Below are 19,744 nucleotides of genomic sequence, written 5' to 3' on the forward strand. Positions count from 1 at the left end.
GAATATATAAAGGAGCCTTTTTATGATACATAGTGTAGCCATCGCCTGGGATGATCTCCTGGGGGCTTTTTCAAATATGGAACAGGATCGGGTCTATTTCTTTGACCGGATGACCGGAGAGATCTTCTTTGTCGGTACTGACAGCGGTGACAGTTTCTGGGATCAGCTGGAACAGCAGCAGGGACGCTTTCTTGAGATTCCATACCTGGACTCAGCAGCTGAGCGCACACTCCTGAGCACTTTTCTTGCGAGCCAGAGCAACACGGAGCTCCGCAGCCTGCTGGATCACGCACTATCAGGGCGCCCCCCCTATGCCAGAGCGGCCGACATCCTGTCCTTCTTTCCGGATGAGGAACTGCAGCTGGCTGAACTGCGTGATACCTTCCTGAGCAACCGCGTCAAAAGCTGGCTGGAGGAGAACGAACTCTTTTCACTGAGCACCTCCCTGAACGCTGTCCACTAAAGGAGCGTCGCATGTCACCGCTGGAAACGTTTAAAAACCAGCACCCCATCAGCCATATCAGGCTGATTGCCGGCATACTGACCGTTGCTGCCGTTGCCTGGCTGGGAAATGCCCTAAGCCATACCCTCTCCTGCTTTCTGCTCTCCTTTGTGATTGCCTACCTGCTTGACCCGCTTGTGGTCAGACTGGAAAAGCGCCTCAAGCGTATTCATGCCATTGCGCTGTTGTATGTGGTACTGGGGATTATCTCCACCTTCGGTCTGGCCTTCCTGCTGCCGATGCTGACCATCAGCTGGGACAGTTTTCTGCGCAATCTTCCGCAACACCTGCAAATGATCAAACAGGCACTGCTCAGCTGGCAGGGTTCGCTCCCCACCCACTATGGGTCGGAGGAGATCAACTGGCTGCTTGACAACATCATCGGCAATGCCGACAGCATGGCGGAAAAGGCCGGAATCTGGGCCTACGGTTTTGCCACCAGGATGTTCTTCAACGTCTTCAACCTGATCCTGGCACCGATCCTGGTCTTCTTCATGCTCAACTACAAGCAGAAGATTATGGACACCACCGCGCTCTGGCTACCTGAGACACGACGTGACCTGATCCTGCAGATGGGACGTGAGATTGACAGCAGCATTGGCGGTTACCTGCGCGGGCAGGTCATGGTCTCCATCGTCGTGGCCCTGGCCACCATCCCGACCCTGATGCTGCTGGGGATCCCCCATCCGGTCCTGTGCGGCCTCTTTGCCGGGGCTGCCAGCATCCTCCCCTTTGTGGGGGTAATCCTGGCCATGCTGCCACCGTTGCTGTTCGCCTGGCTGACCTACGGCACCGGCACCATCATCATCAAGGTATTGATCGCCTTTGCCATCATCTACTTCCTGGAGGGCTATCTGGTAAAACCGCTGGTCTTCAAGGAATCGATGAACCTTAACCCCCTGCTGACCATTATTATGGTCATGGCCTTTGGTGAACTGATGGGGTTCTGGGGCATCCTGCTGGCCCTACCGATCACCGCAGCCATGATTATCGCCTCGCAACACTGGCTTAAAGGGGATTTTGCCAACCCAGGGAATGAACCATGACCAAGCTTTCTCTCCAGATCACCGGCATGTCCTGTGTCAACTGTGCAGGACGGATAGAACGGGAAGTCGGCGCACTGGCTGGCGTGGAATCCGCCGCAGTCAACTTTGCCATTGCCCAGTTGACCGTCTCATTCGATGCAACCATCATCAGCGCTGACAGCATCATGGAAAAGGTGCAATCACTGGGCTACGGCGTGGTAAAGCCGGAGCCGCCCGGTGAGCTGACCTTTTCCATCACCGGCCTGCACTGCGCCAACTGTGTTGCCCGCCTTGAAAAAATCCTGCGTGAGCAGCCGGGGATCAGCACCGCCGTGGTCAACCTGGTTTCCGCCACCGGCTTTGTCCGTTTTGACCCTGCCCTGCTGGATAAAGGGGCCATCTTCAGGATTGTGATTGATGCCGGCTACACCCCGGCCGAGACAGAGGCAGGGGAAGAGGCGGAGGCAGGAGAACTGGCCGGCCAGCGCAACTGGTTCCTGTTCTCACTGGCCCTCTCCCTGCCGATCATGGCCACCATGACGCTGCACCATCTACGCAGTGTGGGGTGGCTGAACCTGATCCTTGCCACCGTGATCCAGTTCAGCGCCGGCCTGGCCTTTTACCGTGGCGCCTGGTCAGCCCTGAAGAGCAAAAGCAGCAACATGGATGTGCTGGTGGCACTGGGCACCAGCGCTGCCTGGGGCTACTCGCTGCTGGCCTTCTTTGGGCTGTTAGGCAGCAGCCACGATGTCTTCTTTGAAACCTCGGCCTGGCTGATCACCTTTATCAGGCTGGGCAAATATCTGGAGGCACGGGCACGGGGCAAGGCCGGCGAGGCCTTGAAAAAGCTGCTGCATCTGCAGGCTGACAAGGCCCGCCTGGTTACCGCTGAAGGGGAAAAAGAGGTACCTGCCTCGGTGATCCGGATCAATGATCTGGTAGCGGTCCGCCCCGGTGAAACCATACCGGTGGATGGCGAAGTGGTTGAAGGGACCTCCAGCGTGGATGAGGCGATGGTCACCGGAGAGTCCCTGCCGGTCAGCAAACAGGTTGGTGATACGGTTACCGGCGCCACCATCAACAAGAACGGCCGCCTGATCGTCAGGGCAACCCGGATCGGTGAAGAGACCCTGCTGGCCCAGATTGTCAGGATGGTGCGGGATGCCCAGGGAGACAAGGCACCGATCCAGCGTTTTGCCGATGCGGTCTCATCCTGGTTCGTCCCCGCCGTGATCGGCTTGGCGCTGCTCACCTTTGTCGTCTGGCTGCTGATCCTAAAGGCACCGTTCCTGGTGGCCTTCAAGTTCGGCGTAGCGGTGGTGGTGATCGCCTGCCCCTGCGCCATGGGCCTGGCCACCCCCACCGCCATCATGGTGGGCAGCGGCGTCGCCCTTTCCCGCGGCATCCTGGTCAAGAAGGGCTCTGCCCTTGAGACCATTGCCAAACTGCAGGTCATGCTGCTGGACAAGACCGGCACCCTGACCAGCGGCAAGCTGGCCATGAGCGATCTGGTCACAGCGGCCGGCGTTGATGAGCTGCGGCTGTTGGAATGCCTGGCAGCTGCCGAGGCGTCGTCCAGCCATCCCCTGGCCCAGGCAGCCGTAGCGGCAGCACGCGAGCGGGGCAGCCTTCCCGGCGAGGTCAGCGACTTCCATGAGGCAGAAGGGCACGGTGTCACCTGCAGCTACAACGGCTTCCGTCTGGCCGTTGGCAACCAGCGCCTGATGGAGACGGAAGGGGTCAAGACGGCCGTCCTGGAGAACGAAGCCACCCGGCTGGCGGAAGAGGGGAAGTCCCTGATCTATGTCGCTGCCAACCAGACCCTGGTCGGCATCTGCGGTTTCAGCGACAGCATTAAAGCCACCTCCGCCCGGGCGGTGGCCGAGCTGAGACAGCTGGGTATCCGCACCGTCATGATTACCGGCGACCATGCAGCAGTGGCTGCCACGGTTGCCGCCCAGTCCGGTGTGGACAGTTTTGAGGCCCAGGTGCTGCCGGGACGCAAGCAGGAACTGGTCAAGGAATATCAGGCAGACGGCAAGGTGGTCGGCATGACCGGTGACGGCATCAACGACGCCCCGGCCCTTGCGGCAGCCGATGTCGGCATCGCCATTGGTGGCGGCACTGATGTAGCCAAGGAAACCGGCGACATCGTGCTGATCAAGGATGACTTGCTGGATGTGGTACGGGCCATCCAGGTGGGCCGGGCCACCCTTTCCAAGGTCAAGCAGAACCTGTTCTGGGCGCTGTTCTACAACGTGATCGGCATCCCGGTGGCCGCCGGTCTGTTTGCCGGTTACGGTCTCACCCTGAAGGCCGAATTTGCCGGACTGGCGATGGCCTTTTCATCGGTATCGGTCGTACTGAACTCACTGCTTTTGAAGCGGATTGCACACAAGCTCTAAGGAGGTTTCCCATGAAGGTCATCGGATTTAACGGCAGCGCCCGCACGGATGGCAACACCGCCAAACTGATCAACTATACCTTTGAGGAGCTGGTTAAAGAGGGGATTGAAACGGAGTTGGTGCAACTGTCCGGCAAGCCGATCCACGGCTGTATTGCCTGCTACAAATGCTTTGCCAGCAAGGATCGCCGCTGTGCTGTGACCGATGACTGTGCCAACGAATGTATTGAAAAAATGGATGGGGCCGACGGTATTATCATCGGCTCCCCCACCTACTTTGCCGGGATCACGCCGGAGGCCAAGGCCCTGATCGACCGCTCCGGCATGGTCTCACGGGCCAATGGTGACATGTACAAGCGCAAGCTGGGTGCTGCCGTGGTATCGGTACGCCGGGCAGGGGCCATGCATGTCTTTGACACCATCAACCACTTCTTTACCATCGGCCAGATGATCATCGTCAGCTCAAGCTACTGGAACATCGGGGTAGGCAGGAATATCGGCGATGTGGACGGAGATGAGGAAGGGATCAAGACCATGCGGGATCTGGGCAGCAACATGGCCTGGCTCCTGAAAAAGCTGGACGGTGCTAGATAATCTCCTGCACAACGGCAACCGGCTTGCAGTTATGGTAGAAACAGTAGCCGTTCTTGCCGTTACGCTTGACCTTATACATGGCATCGTCTGCCGTTGCCAACAGACCGTCACCATCCAGGGCATCTTCCGGAAAGACACTGATGCCGATGCTTGAACCGATGGCATCCTGTTGTCCACCCGGGAGGGTGATCGGCCGGCTCAATGCATCCAGAATCTTGTCGGCCACCTGACCGGCATCTTCGTAGTGGGCCAGCGTTGAGAGAATAATCGTGAATTCATCCCCCCCCATCCTGCCTACGGTATCCGACATCCTGATGCAGCCCGCCAGCCTGGCTGCAGCCGTTTTCAGCACCCGGTCACCGGCCTCGTGGCCATAGGAATCATTGATCCGCTTGAACCCGTCCAGATCAACAAACAGGAGTGCAAAACGCTGTTCAGTGCGCTGGGCAATGGCAACGGTCTGGGATAGCCGATCCAGAAACATCCGCCGATTGGGCAGGCCGGTCAGCATATCGAACTGGGCCATCTGCTCCAGCCGGTCCCGCAGCTCCTTGCGCTCGGTGATGTTTTCCTTGACGGCGACAAAGCTGAGGATCTCCCCTTTGCCGTTCAAAATCGGCGAGATGGAGGCCATCTCCCAGAACAGCGAACCATCCTTGCGCCGGTTATGAAACTCCCCGCGCCATTCCTCGCCGCGCAGCAAGACCGCCCATAACTCCCGATAAAACTCTTCCGGCTGATCTCCGGCCTTCAAAATACGTGGATTTTGCCCCAACGCCTCCTGCATGCTGTAGCCGGTCAGGCGGCTGAAGGCCGGATTGACATATTCAATCACGCCGTCCCGGTTGGTGATAACTATCGAGGCCGGACTGTGCTCAACCGCAGCCGAAAGCTTACGCAACTGTGCCTCTCGTGCCCGCCGGGCCGTAATATCCCGTAGTGTGGAGGCACGCATGGTATGTCTACCACTTTGGAAGGTCTTGCCACGCACCTCCAGCAGGTAGCGGCTACCATCCGCACGTACCCCTTCAATCTCGTAAGGGCCGTCAGCCCCATCGGCAACAGAGGCACGAACCAGTGTGTGGTACTCCGGGGCGATCAGGTCGTAGAGTGAGCATTGCAACAGCTCTTGACGACTGAATCCGCTCATCTCGGAGGCTCTTTCATTGCAGTCACAGATGGTGCCGCCATTGCGTGAGAGGATAATCCCCTCAAACGAGGCCTCAGCCAGGTTGCGGAAATGTTCTTCGCTCACACACAAACGTCGACGTGCATGCAGATACCACAGCATGATTGCCGTCAGCACACTGCAAACCAGCAGCGTCAAAGGCAGCAGCACAGCGTCCCATCGATGTAAGTAAGCCAGGTATGACTCGTAAAAACTATGCATATTGTGGCCGTCGCCATCTCATAACCAGATTGAATCAACTCAGGCGAAAAAGTCATTTGTACATGCCGATTACGACCGTATAAGAGCATAATCGGTGCCAAGCAAAGACACGCCACAACATACTGAAATAAATAAACTAATCCACGACCAGCAACAAGGACTGTATCTATTCAAGCACCATATTGTATCAAAGTGAGACAGGTTTGTTTCAGGATTAAGACTGAGACAGTGGCAGATATGAGGTGAAAGAGGAGACTAAAGTATCATGCAGCAGGTGCAGTGCTGCTGCGTGGTAACCTGACGGTGAAGCAGGCTCCCTTGCCGGGAGGGGAGTCAACGGTGATGCTTCCCCTGTGCCTGTTTACGATAATTGCATATGAGACCGACAACCCGAGTCCTGTACCTACACCAACCTCCTTGGTGGTATAAAACGGTTCAAAAATTCTGGCACGCCGGTCCTTGTCAATCCCCGGCCCGTTATCTTCAACCTCAACGCAGACGGAGCTGTCATCGTAGTAAAGCCGTACTGTAATCATCGGCCCAGCGGCTGGCGGGTGAGCAGCAAGGGCCTGGGCGGCATTTTTCAGAAGATTGAGCAAGACCTGCTCAATCTCCATCGGCACCACCTGTACCAAAGGACAATCAGGAACATACTCCCTGACAACGGTGACATTTTTAAAATCATAGTGTTTCTTCAAGTCATAATCACAAAGCGCCAGATCAATAGATTTTTCCACCAGAACGGCTAACGAGACAAATTCCGCCTGAATGGAACTCTTACGGCTAAATGTCAGCATGTTGGCAATGATGGTGGCTGCCCGTTCACATGAGCTGCCGATGGCCTCAAGCATACCCACTATCCCGCGCCGTTCCAGATAAGCCCTGAGATTGGGTAAAGACACCCCTGTTTCAACAGCTGCAGCGGTATTGGCCGGTAGCCGTGTTGAGATGCGGCGGAGAATATTCTGGGTATGCTGTGCAATCGTGCCGATCGGATTATTCAGCTCATGGGCCATGCCGGCAGCAAGTCCGCCAACGGTCATCATCTTCTCGGTCTGCACCATCACCTGCTGCATATTCTTCCGTTCGGTAATATCCTGGCCTATGCACAGGATCTCTTCAAGGGAGCCATCCGCAGCAAGGCAGGCCTTGTTCGACCAGGATATATAAATCTGATCACCATTTTTACGTTTGTTTTCCGTTTCAATCAGTGTGTACAGCTCCGGTATTTCGAGAATATTCGCAATTACTGTCAAAACTGTCTGTCGATTTTCGTCAGTATCGACGAAGATAGTCCCCAGTACCGACTGCCCCAACAGCTCATCCCCCTTATACCCAAAAAGCTGTTGAGCGAACTCATTAAAGAAGGTAATTCGTCCAGTGGTGTCCATCCGCAGAATGATGCTATTGGCGTTTTCAACCAGCTCCCGGTAGTTACGTTCGCTTTCCCGCAAGGCCTTGAGCGTATTTATCCGCTCAATGGCAATACTGGCGTAGTTTGCACTGGAAACAATCAGCCGGATATCCTCTGGCCCCGGTTCCCAGACCCGCTTTGAATACAGCGCGAGCGTTCCCAGCAGCTCGCCTTTTGAGGACAGAATCGGTTCAGCCCAACAGGACTTCAGACCGCAGGCCGAAGCACGCCGACAGTTGCGAATAGCCGCTATATCGCTTGAGATCACCCGTTTACGGGAAAATGCCGCCGTAGCGCAACAACAGCCGCCATCCTCTATGACCGTTTCAGGCATACCGGCCAGGTATTTTTCCGAAAGAGTTGGCGCGGCACCGCTGAGCAATTTGGTGCCTGCCTCATTAACCAGCATGATGGAACAGATCACCTCAGGCTGTTCCTGTTCCACCTCCAGGGCAATCGAAGCCAGCACCTCCTGCAGCGTGGCATCCTTGGCAATATGCTCCAGAATATCGGCCCGGGCATGCTCCCGCAACTCCGTCTGTTTGCGTTCAGTGATATCCAGCAAGGTTCCGATAATGGCGCAGGCACTGTCGCTATCGTCTTCAAATCTGGCTTTGTAGAAGATGACATCCCGCTCCACCCCTTCTGAGTTCCGTATTCTGGATTCGTACTGATGAGTCGCCCCCAAGGGTGCTGCCATAAGTTGTCGGTCATGTTCAACGTACTCTGCAGCGAGTTCGGGCGGCACGATATCGTAGGCCGTCTTGCCGATCACATCAGTCCGGGGCAATTTGAACATCGATTCAAAGGCCAGGTTGCAGCCCAGATAATGCCCCTGGCTATCTTTGTAAAATACCGGTGTCGGCAGGGTATCGATCAATGCCTGCAAAAATCGAAGATTGCGCTTCTGGAGCTGGTCGGCCCGGCGCCCCTGGCTCAGCAACATCCGGTACAGCACCATGGTGACCACAGCCAGAAACATAACCGGAGCCAGAAATATGATGAAGAGCTGATTGAAGTGATGAAGGAAAATTCCCTTTTCAACCCCGACATACAGTACACCGATCACCTCTCCCCGGGTATTGCGGATCGGGTCATAGGCGGTCAGGTACGGTTTGCCGAGAATCGCAACCTCCCCCCGATACGGCACCCCATGCCGTAAAACAGCCTCATAGGCCGGCCCAACCAGCTTTGTCCCCACAGCCCGGCTGCCATCATCCCTGGGAACGTTGGTGCTGACCCTGGTATCACCCATAAAGATCGTGGCCGTACCGCCAAAAATGGCCTTAACCTTGTCAGGCAGCTCATAATTTCCGTTTACCTCATAGGAGCCAATCAGAAGCTTGTTGTTCTGCACCCGGAACTGATCGCCTTTGGCATACACCAGTTCCCAAAAGGTCTTGATTTGCTGCTCCAGGCTCAGCTCGGCCTGATGGTAGGCTTCATTACGGACATGGTTGAAGGTGTAGATGCCGGCCACGACGACGGCAGCCAGAAAGGCTAAAACAATGACCGACAGATGATTACGTAGTGCGTGCATCGCAGAGCAGCTCCCCGCCTCCAAAAGCCAGCGCTAATACAGAGGTTGTCTCTCAACTACGTTTGTACAGAGAAGTATAAAAACTCTAGCAGAGCAATTACGAATCGCAACTCCAATTTTTATATTAAGCAAAGATAATTTAACCCTTCTTGACACATCTTTAAAACATGTAATAATTTAGCACATTGTTTTACAAAATCGGGCACCGAACTCAAACAACCAGACAGATACAGATGTTGTAATTTACTGTAATACTTTAAAATACGATTATCAGATCAACACAAAAGGCGAAAGGCAGCCAATGACAGGACAGGTGAAACTTACTGGAGAGCTTGGCATCAGCATGGCAGAAGAGCTGGTTGCCACCCTGCAGAATGCCCTGCAGGGCAGCCCGCAACTGCACGTTGATCTGACTGCTGTTGAGCGGCTGGATACGGCCGCGGCCCAGATCCTGGTGGCAACAAAACACCAGGCCCTTCAGAACTCCATTGCCATAACCTTCTCCTGTTCACCTGCCGTAAGCCAGCGTTTGCGAAGCATCGGCATCCAGCTCTAGACCCAGATCCGACTTTACGCGTACAGTGTAATACCACAGCGGCTTAACGGCACCACACGCCGGAGGTATCATGGACCTGTCACGATTTCACGCTGTCTTTGTTGAAGAGGCGGCAGAACATATCGAAAACCTTGAGAACGGCCTGCTGCAGCTGGAAAAGACCCCGGATGACGCTGAGCTGCTCAACGACATCTTCAGGTCGGCCCATACCATCAAAGGTTCCAGCGGCACCGTAGGGCTCCCGGACATTTCCCGTTTTACCCACGTCATGGAAGAGCTCCTTGACGACCTGCGTAACAAGGCGCTGACCCTCCACCGCGACATGATCAATGCCCTGCTTGAGGCAGTGGATATGATCAAAGAGATGATTGCCGCCGTGGGTGACAAGACCGAGTTTGAGTTTGCCCGCTGTGAGCCGTTGATGGAGCGGATTCGCGGTCTGCAGGGCAAGCAGGCGCCTGAAACCATCCCCGACCAGGAAAAAAACACGGCAGCGACACGCGAACAGGAAGGGCAGTTATTCCTGATCAGCTTTATCCCCTCCCCTGACCTCTTCAGGCAGGGCTGCGATCCTGCCAAACTGCTGGATGAGCTGGCCGAGCTGGGCAGTATCGAATCAATCCAGGCCGACACCGATACCGTTCCTGGGCTTGCAGAACTCAACCCCGAGACCCTCTACCTCTCCTGGCAGCTCAAACTACGCACCAGCCTGGACAAAGAGGCTGTGCAGGATGTTTTTGTGTTTGTCGAGGATGACTGCAGCATTGAAATCACCCCGCTCCTTACCCCTCAGCAGGAGATACCGCTCTTAGGCAAACTGCTCACCGAAGAAGGCATTGTCAGTGAGGAGGATGTGCGTAAGGCCCTGACCAAGCAGAAAAAGCTGGGTGAAATCCTGGTATCCCAAGGCAAGACCAGCCAGGCTGAGATCAGCAAGGTGCTTGAGAAGCAGGGGGTCCAGAAGGCCGAATCATTCAAAAAGGCGGTTTCATCCAGCATCCGGGTTGACCTGAACAAGCTGGACAATCTGGTTAACCTGGTGGGCGAGATGGTGATTACCCAATCCATGTTCCAGCAGGTTATGGCGGAATGGCAGCAGGGCAGCGCAAACGGATTCGGTCATGCCGCAGAACGTACCGATCGCCTCTTCTCCCAACTACAACGGATCGGCAAGGATATTCAGGAAGGCACCATGGCGCTGCGGATGCTGCCGGTGGGCGAGGTGTTCCAACGGTTTTCACGCCTAGTCCGGGAGCTTTCCACCAGCAAGGGCAAAGATATCGAACTGGTTATCAGCGGTGAGGATACCGAACTGGACAAAGGGGTGCTGGAAAAGGTGACTGACCCGCTGGTGCACCTGATCCGCAACGCCGTTGACCACGGCATTGAATCCACTGAAGAACGTACGGCAGCCGGCAAACCGGCCAGATCAACCGTATTCCTGCGGGCCTACCAACTGGGGGATGCGGTCTATATCGAAGTGGAAGATGACGGACGCGGCCTTGACCGGGACAGGATCATCGCCAAGGCGCTCAGTAACGGTGTCATCAACAGTGAAGCAGGCCTTTCAGAGGACGAAATCTGCAACCTGATCTTCCTGCCGGGCTTTTCAACCGCCGACAAGATCACCGACATCTCCGGCCGCGGCGTCGGTATGGATGTGGTCAAGCGCAATATCGAGGCCTTAAAAGGTTCTGTACAGCTGAGAACCAGAAAAGGGCACGGCACCACCATTTCCATCAGGCTGCCGTTAACCCTGGCCATTATCGACGGTCTTGCCGCCAGTGTTGGTGACGAGGTGTTCATCATACCGATCGCCTCGGTGGTTGAGTCGCTGCGACCAGCACAACAGGTGGTGCATACCGTTGAAGAACAGGGTGAGCTGGTCAATGTGCGGGGTGAATATATCCCTCTGATCCGCCTGAGCCGGGTCCTGGAGATACCGGGCAAGCAGCAGAATCCCTGGGAGGGGATCGTGGTGGTAACCCACTACCAGAGTCGCAAATACGGCCTGATGGTGGATGAGCTGCTGGGTGAACAGCAGGTGGTACTGAAAAACCTTGGTTCGGCCACCCCCAAGGTGCAGGATATATCCGGCGGCACCATCATGGGTGATGGCCGGGTGGCACTGGTACTCGACGTGGCAGGCATCGTCCAGATGGCCCACGTCTGAGACCGCTCGGCACTTTTAACGTTCCCGGTTCCGATGACAAACAGTTAAATACACTCGACAGGATCGCAGCTCCAACAGGATGACGTTTACGAAATCGCCGCACCAAGGAGGATCACAATGGGACTGAAATCGTTTAACAACTGGAAGATTCTCAACAAGATCATCAGCATCTCGGTGATTACCATCGTCATGATCTTTGCCGTCAGCATGGGGCTACTGCTGCCCTTTATTGAAAAAAAGCTGATGCATGAAAAAGAAACAGCCTTAAATGATATTACCGATATTGCAGTGACCCTGATTAAAAACCTCGACGAACGGGCTCAGAAAGGTGAGTTCACGTTAGAAGAGGCCCATATGCGGGCCAGAGAGGTAATCCGCGGCCTACGGTACGCTGAGGGCGAATACCTCTTTGTGCTCGACATGGATACCAAGATAGTCATGCATCCGATCAAACCGGAGCTGGAAGGCAAGAACGTCGCCGATTCCAAGGACCCGCACGGCAAGGCCCTGTTTGCTGAGATGGTCAAAGTTGCCAAGGACAAGGGAGAAGGTACGGTTGAGTACATGTGGCCGAAACCGGGCCAGACCGCACCAGCGCCAAAACTCTCCTACGTCAATCTGTACAAGCCCTGGGGCTGGATCATCGGTACCGGCATCTATATTGATGATGTGGCCAAAGAGATAAATACCATTCGCTACGGCATCATCATCTCACTGGTGGCCTGTGCCGTCATCATTCTGCTGTTCTCCTGGGTGGTGGCACGCAAGATCCGCCAGGCCCTGATGGAGGCGGTGGATGCCAGCAACAAGCTGGCCCAGGGAGACCTGACCATAGCCATTGATGTCAAGAGTGCAGATGAAACCGGACAGCTGCTGGGGGCCATGCAGGAGATGGTGACCGGCATCAAGGAGGTGGTTAATCAGACCATTGAGGCCTCCCATCAGGTTTCCCAGGCTGCAGACCAGATCTCCGAGGCCAACCAGAGCTTCTCGCAAAAGATCACCGAGCAGGCCGCCTCGGTTGAAGAGACCACCGCCACCATGGAAGAGATGTCGGCCTCGATCAAGAGTACGGCCGAAAACTCCCGTGAGGCCAGCAACCTGGCCCGCAGCAGCAAGAGCCTGGCTGACGGCGGCAGCGCCGTGATGGATGACACCATCAGGGCGATGGATGACATCAACAAATCGTCACGCAAGATCGCCAACATCTCCGACGTGATTGAAGAGATCGCCTTCCAGACCAACCTGTTGGCCCTGAATGCCGCCGTTGAGGCGGCCCGCGCCGGTGAGCACGGCAAAGGCTTTGCCGTGGTGGCCGCCGAGATCCGCAGCCTGGCGCAACGGACCACCCAGTCCGCCAAGGAGATCAACGGCCTGATTGAGGACAGCAGCGAAAAGACCAGCAAAGGGGTGGAGCTGGCCCAGGAGCTGAGCAAGAAACTGGCTGAGATCGGCATCAGCATCAAGAAGGTCACCGACCTGATGGATGAGGTGGCTGCGGCGTCCCAGGAACAGTCGGCCGGTATCAACCAGGTCAACACCGCCATGGGGCAGGTGGATCAGGCCACGCAGGCCAACGCCTCACTGGTGGAAGAGACCTCTGCAGCCGCAGAAGAACTGGCAGCCCAGGCCCGCTCCCTGCTGGATGTTGTTTCATTCTTCACCGTTGAAGATGCTCACCAGCGCGGCAGTTCTGTCCGCCATGAGTCGTTCAAGGCAAAGTCGGCTCCCAAGCCCAACAAGGTTGCAGCCCGGCGTCAAGCGGCGCTTCCGGCCAAGCCGGCAGCGGCCCGTGATGATCAGGATGATTTCTCGGAGTTTTAGCATGTCGCCCGGACGACACGACAAGCGACAGGGAGAAAGCTTATGAACGACCTTGAATCAGGAGTCGCCAGCAGGAACACAGGTGACACCGGTACAGCAGGAAAGGAGTACGTCACCTTTTCGCTCAACGCCGAGCTGTATGCCTTTGATGCCCTACAGGTACAGGAAATCATCGAACTGACAACGGTAACTAAAGTCCCGCATCTGCCCGGCCATCTAAAGGGGGTTATCAACCTGCGGGGGACCATCATACCGGTGATTGACCTGAAACAGAAGTTTGGCATGGAAGGGCATGGCCAGTATCGCAAGCATACCTGCATCATTGTGACTGAATTTTCTGCCGGTGTGATGGGGCTGATTGTGGACACGGTCTCCGATATCATGAACATACCTGCATCAAGCATCTCCGCTGCCCCGGATTTCGGCACCCGCATCAATACCGAATTCATCGCAGGCATGGCCAGAACCGGTGACAATCTGGTGCTGCTGTTGAATGTGGACAAGGTATTGACTGATGAGGAGAGTAGCGTGGTTGCGCAGGTAGCAGAGCAGCCACCGGAACTCCAGCCCGGCATGGCCGAGCAGTAAAACCGGCAGCAGCAATGCCCGAGCCAACGTCTTCCTTCGATCAGGCGGTCATGAGCGATGAGCTGTTCCAGCGCTTTGCCCGCCTGATCTATGATGTAGCCGGGATCCAGCTTTCCGACCAGAAAAAGACCCTGGTGGTGACACGCCTGCAAAAACGCCTGCGTGAGCTTGGCTTGGACTCATACGAAGAGTACTTTCAGCACATCAAGGACGATGATAACGAATTTGTGCTGATGTTGAATAACATCACCACCAACACAACAAAATTTTTCAGAGAAAATCATCACTTTGAGTTTTTGAAAAACACGTTACTACCGCAATTGTTCCAGCATAAACGGGCCAACCGCGAAATCCGCATCTGGAGCGCCGGTTGTTCAACCGGTGAAGAACCTTACACCATTGCCATCAGTCTGTTTGAAAAGCTGAAAACACTGACCGGCGGTTATGATCTTACTGACCCCTGCCGGGGCTGGGATATCAAGATTCTGGCAACCGACATCTCCACCAAGGTACTTGCCACGGCCCAGGCCGGCAGCTATGCCGCTGCTGCACTTCAAGAGGACCTGCCGGAAGCACTCTTGAAAACCTATTTTGATCGCAGCGCCTCCGGCAGCTATATCATCAAGGACTTTGTCAAACAGCTGATCAGATTTCGCAGGCTGAACTTCAAGGACCAGTCTTACCCCTTTAAGAAAAGCTTTGACCTGATTTTCTGCCGTAACGTCATGATCTATTTTGACGAGACCATGAAACAACATGTCCTGGCCAGGTTTCATCACCATCTTGCCCCCCACGGGCACCTGTTCCTGGGGCATTCTGAGACCATGTTCGGTAACAAACTGTTTTCACCGGTACATATCACCGTCTACCGGAAACAATGAAGCGGATACGCCTGAATATTGGCGATATTGTCGTAACACGGGAACCGGCCATCCTGGAAACCATCCTGGGATCATGCGTCGCAGTCTGTCTCTGGGATGCACGACGCCGGATCGGTGGCCTGAACCACTATCTGGTCCCTGCCGGACGGGGTGAACCGGGACGGGACAATCTCTACGGTACGACCTCAGTACGCAGGTTGATCGACCAGATCATCAATCTGGGCAGCGAGCGCCACAACCTGCAGGCGCGTATCTTCGGCGGCGGCTCAATCCTCAAATCCCTGGAGGATATCTTTACCATTGGCGCCGCCAATGTACGGATTGCACGGGAGATATTGCACGAATACGGGATTCCGGTGGTACATGACTTTGTTGGTGCCGAATGTGGTATCAGGATCGCGTTTCAGACCTGGAACGGGGCTGTTTCAGTCACCTGCTTTGATCAGGAGTCGGGCCACCGCTACCAGGATTTCATTCAGCAGCCGGTTGACAACAGTCAGGCCTACACATTCAGCTCAACCCACGCTGCCGGTTTTTTCAGAGAAGAACAGCAGTTCCGCTTCCTGGAAGAGAGGGTGCTTCCGGAACTGGCAGCCCAGAAGGGTTCTCTCCATGAGCTGAGGATCTGGAGCGCAGGCTGCGCCACCGGAGAGGCCGCCTACTCCATCGCCATCAGCGTGGGAGAGGCCTTGCAGCAGCGCCATGCTGTGACTGCTGACGATGCACCCTTTGGTAACTGGATTGTACGTATTCTGGCAACAGACACCTCCAGCAAGGCCCTGACCACCGCCATGGGGGCGACCTATGGCATTGAACAGCTGCCGGAGCTGTTGCCGGAGACGCTCAAATCACGCTACTTTCTCAAGGGCAGCGGTATCCATGCCGGTCATATCCGGGTTAAGTCTGACTTGATCAAGGTAGTAAAATTTCGGCGGCTGAACCTGAAAAATCAGAATTATCCGTTTAAAAAGCAGTTTGACCTGATATTCTGTCATGACGGCTTACGTGCCTTTGATGACAGTAGCAGACAGCAGACATTCATACGCCTGCACCGGCACCTGGCTCCACGCGGCTACCTGTTTCTGGGACCGCACGATTTCATACCGGACAGCAGCCTGTTTGAACAGATCGACACGGCAATTTTTCGCAAACACTGACACAGGTTACGCAGTCACAACAGTGGGAGTTTTCGCTATGGGAAGCAAAATAAAGGTCCTGATTATTGATGATTCAGCGGTCATCAGAACCGTACTGACCGAAATATTGAACGGTGCAGGGGATATTGAGGTAATCGGCACGGCTCCGGATCCCTTGTTTGCCAAAAACAAGCTCACCAGTCTGCAGCCGGACGTCATAACCTTGGACGTTGAAATGCCGCGCATGGATGGCCTGACGTTTCTGGAAGAGCTGATGCATACCAATCCGGTTCCGGTCCTGATGGTCAGCTCCCTGACCCAGCGGGCCTGCGACACCACCTTACGTGCCCTGGAGCTGGGGGCGATTGACTACGTTACCAAGCCGTCCATCGAAATTACGCAAGGTGTTGAGGCGCTGGCACACGAGATCATAGCCAAGGTGCGGATTGCGGCCAAGGCGCGCGTGCGCTTTGCAGCCCGCGGCAGCCTGCCGGCAACTGCTGCGGCGCCTGCAACTCCCAAGGCATCCGCCCTGGATACTAGCCGCATGGCCACCACTGACAAATTGATTGCCATTGGCGCCTCCACCGGAGGGACCCAGGCCATCACCGAGGTCATTACCCAGTTGCCGGCCTCAATACCAGGCATTGTGGTCGTGCAGCATATGCCGCCGGTCTTTACCAAATCCTATGCCGAACGCCTCAACACCATGTCGCGGGTCAACGTCAAGGAGGCCGAGCATGGTGACCGGATTCTGCGCGGCACGGCCTTTATTGCCCCAGGCGGCAGGCATATGTCCATCAGGCGGGATGGCGCCATGTACTACCTGGAGCTGTCGGACGGTCCGCCGGTGAACTACGTGAAACCGGCAGTGGATGTCCTGTTCAGATCGGTAGCCCGTTTTGCGGGTAGAAATGCCGTCGGGGTCATCCTGACCGGTATGGGCGAAGATGGTGCCCGCGGCCTGAAGGAGATGCGTGAACACGGTGCCCTGACCCTGGCGCAGGATGAGGCGTCCTGCATCGTCTTCGGCATGCCGAAACGTGCAATCGAGATGGATGCCGTAGATCGCGTACTCCCGTTGTCACAGATACCGCGACATATTCTGGAAGCGCTGTAAACAACCGGTTCAGTGAATGACAACCATCACCAGAGCAAAGCCATGGCCAATCCTGTAAAAGTGCTGATCATAGACGACGAGGCGATGCTGCGGGCAAGCTTCAGGGATTACTTTGAGGATGAAGGTTCCCTGGTGCTTGAGGCTGCCAACGGTGCTGAAGGGGTTGAGCTCTGCCTGAAGGAAAGACCGGACCTGGTGCTTACCGACCTGCGCATGCCGGTCATGGACGGTTTCGGTGTCATTGAACAGCTGAAAAAGGCCGCTCCCGAGATCCCGATCATTGTCGTCTCCGGCCAGGGTACGACCAGTGACGTCATTACCGCGGTCCGTCTGGGGGCTTGGGATTACGTCACCAAACCGGTGCTCAAGCTGGAAGAGCTCTCGATTGTGGTCGAGCGGGTCCTGGAGCGTGCACGCCTGATCCAGGACAACACCGCCTACAGAAAGAGACTTGAACAACTGCTTGACGACAACAGCGTCTACCAGGAACATCTGGAAGAGCTCGTGCACAAGCGGACTGAACAGCTCAAAGAGGCAGCCTCCAAATATAAGATCGTTGCCGATCACACCTACAGCTGGGAGTTCTGGTCAGACCCCCAAGGCCAGTTCATCTACTCGTCCCCCTCCTGTCTCAGAATCACCGGGCACAACGCAGATGAGTTCACCAAGCATCCGACGCTGCTCCATGAGATGATTCACCCTGATGACCGGGCTGTATTCAGAGCCCACCATCACTGCAGTCAGTCTGCCCATGAGCCGGGCACCCTTGAATTCAGGATCGTCAGGCCGGACGGCACGATCCGCTGGATTCACCACAACTGTCAGCCGGTCTTTGACGATCAGGGGCAGTTCCAGGGGACCCGCGGCAGCAACCGGGACGTCACCAAGCGTAAGCTGGCGCAAGAGGCGCTGCTGAAAAGTGAAAAGCGGCTGGCAGCCATTTTTGACTTCCTGCCGGATGCCACCTGGGCGATCGACAAGGAGTCCAACGTCATCGCCTGGAACAAGGCCTGCCAGGAGCTGACCGGAGTGCCTGCGGACAGGATGCTGGGGAAAAGCGGCTATTGCTATGCCGTCCCGTTTTACGGCAGCCCACGCCCGATGTTGATCGATTTTGCCTTGAACCCTTCAGCTGAACTGCTTGCCCCGTATCTTAACGGCTACAGCAACTTTGCAATCGAAAACGGCAACATCACAGCCGAGTCCGCCGGGCTGCTGCTGGCTGATGGACGCTATCTCTGGTGGAAGGCAACCAGGCTGTACGACAGTGACGGCCAGGTTGCAGGGGCGATTGAGTCGGTGCGGGACATCACCGAACTGCAACTGGCCAAAGAGGCGGCGATTGCATCAAGCCGGGCCAAAAGCGCCTTCCTGGCAACCATGAGCCATGAACTGCGCACCCCGCTCAATGCCATTATCGGTTTCAGTGACCTGATACGGGTCAAAGGTTGCGGCGAGATCAACGAAAGCCAGGAGGAATACCTGGGCTATATTCTTGAAAGCAGCAAGCATCTGCTGGCGTTGATTAACGATATCCTTGATCTCTCCAAAGTGGAGTCCGGCAAGATGGAGCTCACGCTGAGTGATATTGACCTTCGCGGGCTTATAACCGGGAGTCTGATCATCATCAAGAAGCGCGCCGAACAGCAGGAGATCACAATCCGCAGCGTTTTTGACGAACGGCTGCCCAAGGTCATTCGTGGCGATGAGCTGAGAATCAAGCAGATCCTGTTCAACCTGTTGTCAAATGCCGTAAAATTCACCCCGAGCGGCGGTTCTGTAACCGTATCCGCCTGCACCGTGATGGCTGAGTCACTCCTGTCAGCTCCCCACCACCAGGAGCTTCCCTCCGGCAACTACCTGCTGTTGTCGGTGACAGACACCGGTATCGGCGTTAAAACAGAGGACATCAAGCGGATTTTCGAGCCGTTTGAGCAGTCTGACAACTCATCCACCAGGCAACATGAGGGAACAGGGTTGGGATTGTCACTTTCAAAAATGCTGGCGCGGCTACATGGCGGGACCATCTGGGTCACGCCCAACCCCGCAGGTGCGGGAAGTATCTTTTATCTTGCCATTCCGGTCTGGCATCAGGAAGGCTGGAGAGGGTTATCAACAGACAGTGAGGAAACAAACCGATGAGAATTCTGATTGCCGAAGATGATTTCTACAGTCGAAAATTGATGATGGCCTACCTCTCACCGTTCGGCGAGTGTGATGTCGCCGCTAACGGCATTGAGGCCTGGGAGGCATTTATTGATGCCCATGACGCCGGCACCCCGTACAGCCTGATCTGCCTGGATATCATGATGCCTGAAATGGATGGTCAGGAAACCCTCAAAAAGTTGCGCGATGAAGAGGACAAACGCCAGATTGACCGCCATGAAAGGGCAAAAATCATTATGATCACCGCCCTGGACGAAATGAAGGCGATCATGACGTCATATCACTCCCTCTGTGACGGTTATTTGATGAAGCCGATCAACCATGCCATGGTTGTTGAACAGCTGAAGGAATGCGGTGTGATTTGAGTTCCTGCGACTTGCCGGGAACCGCACGCCTGCCTGCAGTACCCCGCTACCGGCCGGTCAGGCCAC

Annotated in this window: 15 protein-coding genes; 13 read left to right on the forward strand and 2 right to left on the reverse strand. The window is 55.6% G+C overall.

Annotated elements, in window-relative coordinates:
- Nucleotides 1-22: 22 nt before the first annotated feature.
- The 4 genes from FY034_RS13450 to FY034_RS13465 are packed head-to-tail and all read left to right on the forward strand — an operon-like array spanning nucleotide 23 to nucleotide 4,525.
- Nucleotides 23-463, forward strand: coding sequence for a UPF0158 family protein (locus FY034_RS13450; RefSeq protein WP_265551387.1), 441 nt, complete (start codon nucleotides 23-25; stop codon nucleotides 461-463).
- Between the two features lie 11 nt (nucleotides 464-474).
- A complete protein-coding gene (locus FY034_RS13455; protein ID WP_265551388.1) occupies nucleotides 475-1,548 on the forward strand; it encodes an AI-2E family transporter in 1,074 nt (357 codons plus the stop codon).
- Nucleotides 1,545-3,932, forward strand: a complete 2,388-nt coding sequence (locus FY034_RS13460; RefSeq protein WP_265551390.1) for a heavy metal translocating P-type ATPase — start codon at nucleotides 1,545-1,547, stop codon at nucleotides 3,930-3,932. Before FY034_RS13455 ends, FY034_RS13460 begins: the two co-directional genes overlap by 4 nt.
- 11 nt (nucleotides 3,933-3,943) lie before the next feature.
- Entirely contained in the window at nucleotides 3,944-4,525 is a 582-nt protein-coding gene (locus FY034_RS13465) for a flavodoxin family protein (protein WP_265551393.1), read from the forward strand.
- On the opposite strand, the gene FY034_RS13470 is transcribed toward FY034_RS13465, so the two are convergent.
- Both FY034_RS13470 and FY034_RS13475 read right to left on the reverse strand, forming a co-directional pair.
- Nucleotides 4,518-5,780 (reverse strand): diguanylate cyclase domain-containing protein, encoded by a 1,263-nt coding sequence (locus tag FY034_RS13470; protein WP_265551395.1) that lies wholly within the window; start codon nucleotides 5,778-5,780, stop codon nucleotides 4,518-4,520. The two genes, FY034_RS13465 and FY034_RS13470, sit on opposite strands and share 8 nt — an antisense overlap.
- Before the next feature lie 398 nt (nucleotides 5,781-6,178).
- On the reverse strand, nucleotides 6,179-8,869 hold the full coding sequence (locus tag FY034_RS13475; protein WP_265551397.1) for a PAS domain S-box protein: 2,691 nt from the start codon (nucleotides 8,867-8,869) through the stop codon (nucleotides 6,179-6,181).
- Between the two features lie 301 nt (nucleotides 8,870-9,170).
- On the opposite strand from FY034_RS13475, the gene FY034_RS13480 reads away from it, so the two are divergent.
- The 9 genes from FY034_RS13480 (at nucleotide 9,171) to FY034_RS13520 (ending at nucleotide 19,678) form a co-directional block, all read left to right on the forward strand.
- Complete coding sequence (locus tag FY034_RS13480; RefSeq protein ID WP_416222764.1) at nucleotides 9,171-9,425, forward strand: STAS domain-containing protein; 255 nt, start codon at nucleotides 9,171-9,173, stop codon at nucleotides 9,423-9,425.
- Between the two features lie 70 nt (nucleotides 9,426-9,495).
- Nucleotides 9,496-11,598 carry a chemotaxis protein CheA gene (locus FY034_RS13485; protein ID WP_265551400.1) on the forward strand — a complete coding sequence of 701 codons (2,103 nt, stop codon included), beginning with the start codon at nucleotides 9,496-9,498 and terminating at the stop codon, nucleotides 11,596-11,598.
- Nucleotides 11,599-11,715: 117 nt separating this feature from the next.
- Nucleotides 11,716-13,422: a methyl-accepting chemotaxis protein gene (locus tag FY034_RS13490; RefSeq protein WP_265551402.1), complete on the forward strand. Its 1,707-nt coding sequence runs from the start codon at nucleotides 11,716-11,718 to the stop codon at nucleotides 13,420-13,422.
- A gap of 42 nt (nucleotides 13,423-13,464) precedes the next feature.
- Nucleotides 13,465-14,010 carry a chemotaxis protein CheW gene (locus tag FY034_RS13495; RefSeq protein WP_265551404.1) on the forward strand — a complete coding sequence of 182 codons (546 nt, stop codon included), beginning with the start codon at nucleotides 13,465-13,467 and terminating at the stop codon, nucleotides 14,008-14,010.
- Between the two features lie 14 nt (nucleotides 14,011-14,024).
- The gene (locus tag FY034_RS13500; protein WP_265551406.1) at nucleotides 14,025-14,891 is read left to right on the forward strand and encodes a CheR family methyltransferase; all 867 of its coding nucleotides are present in this window, start codon (nucleotides 14,025-14,027) and stop codon (nucleotides 14,889-14,891) included.
- Nucleotides 14,888-16,048: a CheR family methyltransferase gene (locus FY034_RS13505; protein ID WP_265551408.1), complete on the forward strand. Its 1,161-nt coding sequence runs from the start codon at nucleotides 14,888-14,890 to the stop codon at nucleotides 16,046-16,048. The genes FY034_RS13500 and FY034_RS13505 overlap by 4 nt, the downstream gene beginning before the upstream one ends.
- Nucleotides 16,049-16,085: 37 nt before the next feature.
- Nucleotides 16,086-17,147: a protein-glutamate methylesterase/protein-glutamine glutaminase gene (locus tag FY034_RS13510; RefSeq protein WP_265551411.1), complete on the forward strand. Its 1,062-nt coding sequence runs from the start codon at nucleotides 16,086-16,088 to the stop codon at nucleotides 17,145-17,147.
- Between the two features lie 42 nt (nucleotides 17,148-17,189).
- Nucleotides 17,190-19,289: a response regulator gene (locus FY034_RS13515; protein WP_265551413.1), complete on the forward strand. Its 2,100-nt coding sequence runs from the start codon at nucleotides 17,190-17,192 to the stop codon at nucleotides 19,287-19,289.
- On the forward strand, nucleotides 19,286-19,678 hold the full coding sequence (locus FY034_RS13520) for a response regulator (protein ID WP_265551415.1): 393 nt from the start codon (nucleotides 19,286-19,288) through the stop codon (nucleotides 19,676-19,678). The genes FY034_RS13515 and FY034_RS13520 overlap by 4 nt, the downstream gene beginning before the upstream one ends.
- Nucleotides 19,679-19,744 lie beyond the last annotated feature (66 nt).

The sequence above is a fragment of the Trichlorobacter lovleyi genome (assembly GCF_015239775.1).
In the GTDB taxonomy this organism is placed as follows: domain Bacteria; phylum Desulfobacterota; class Desulfuromonadia; order Geobacterales; family Pseudopelobacteraceae; genus Trichlorobacter; species Trichlorobacter lovleyi_B.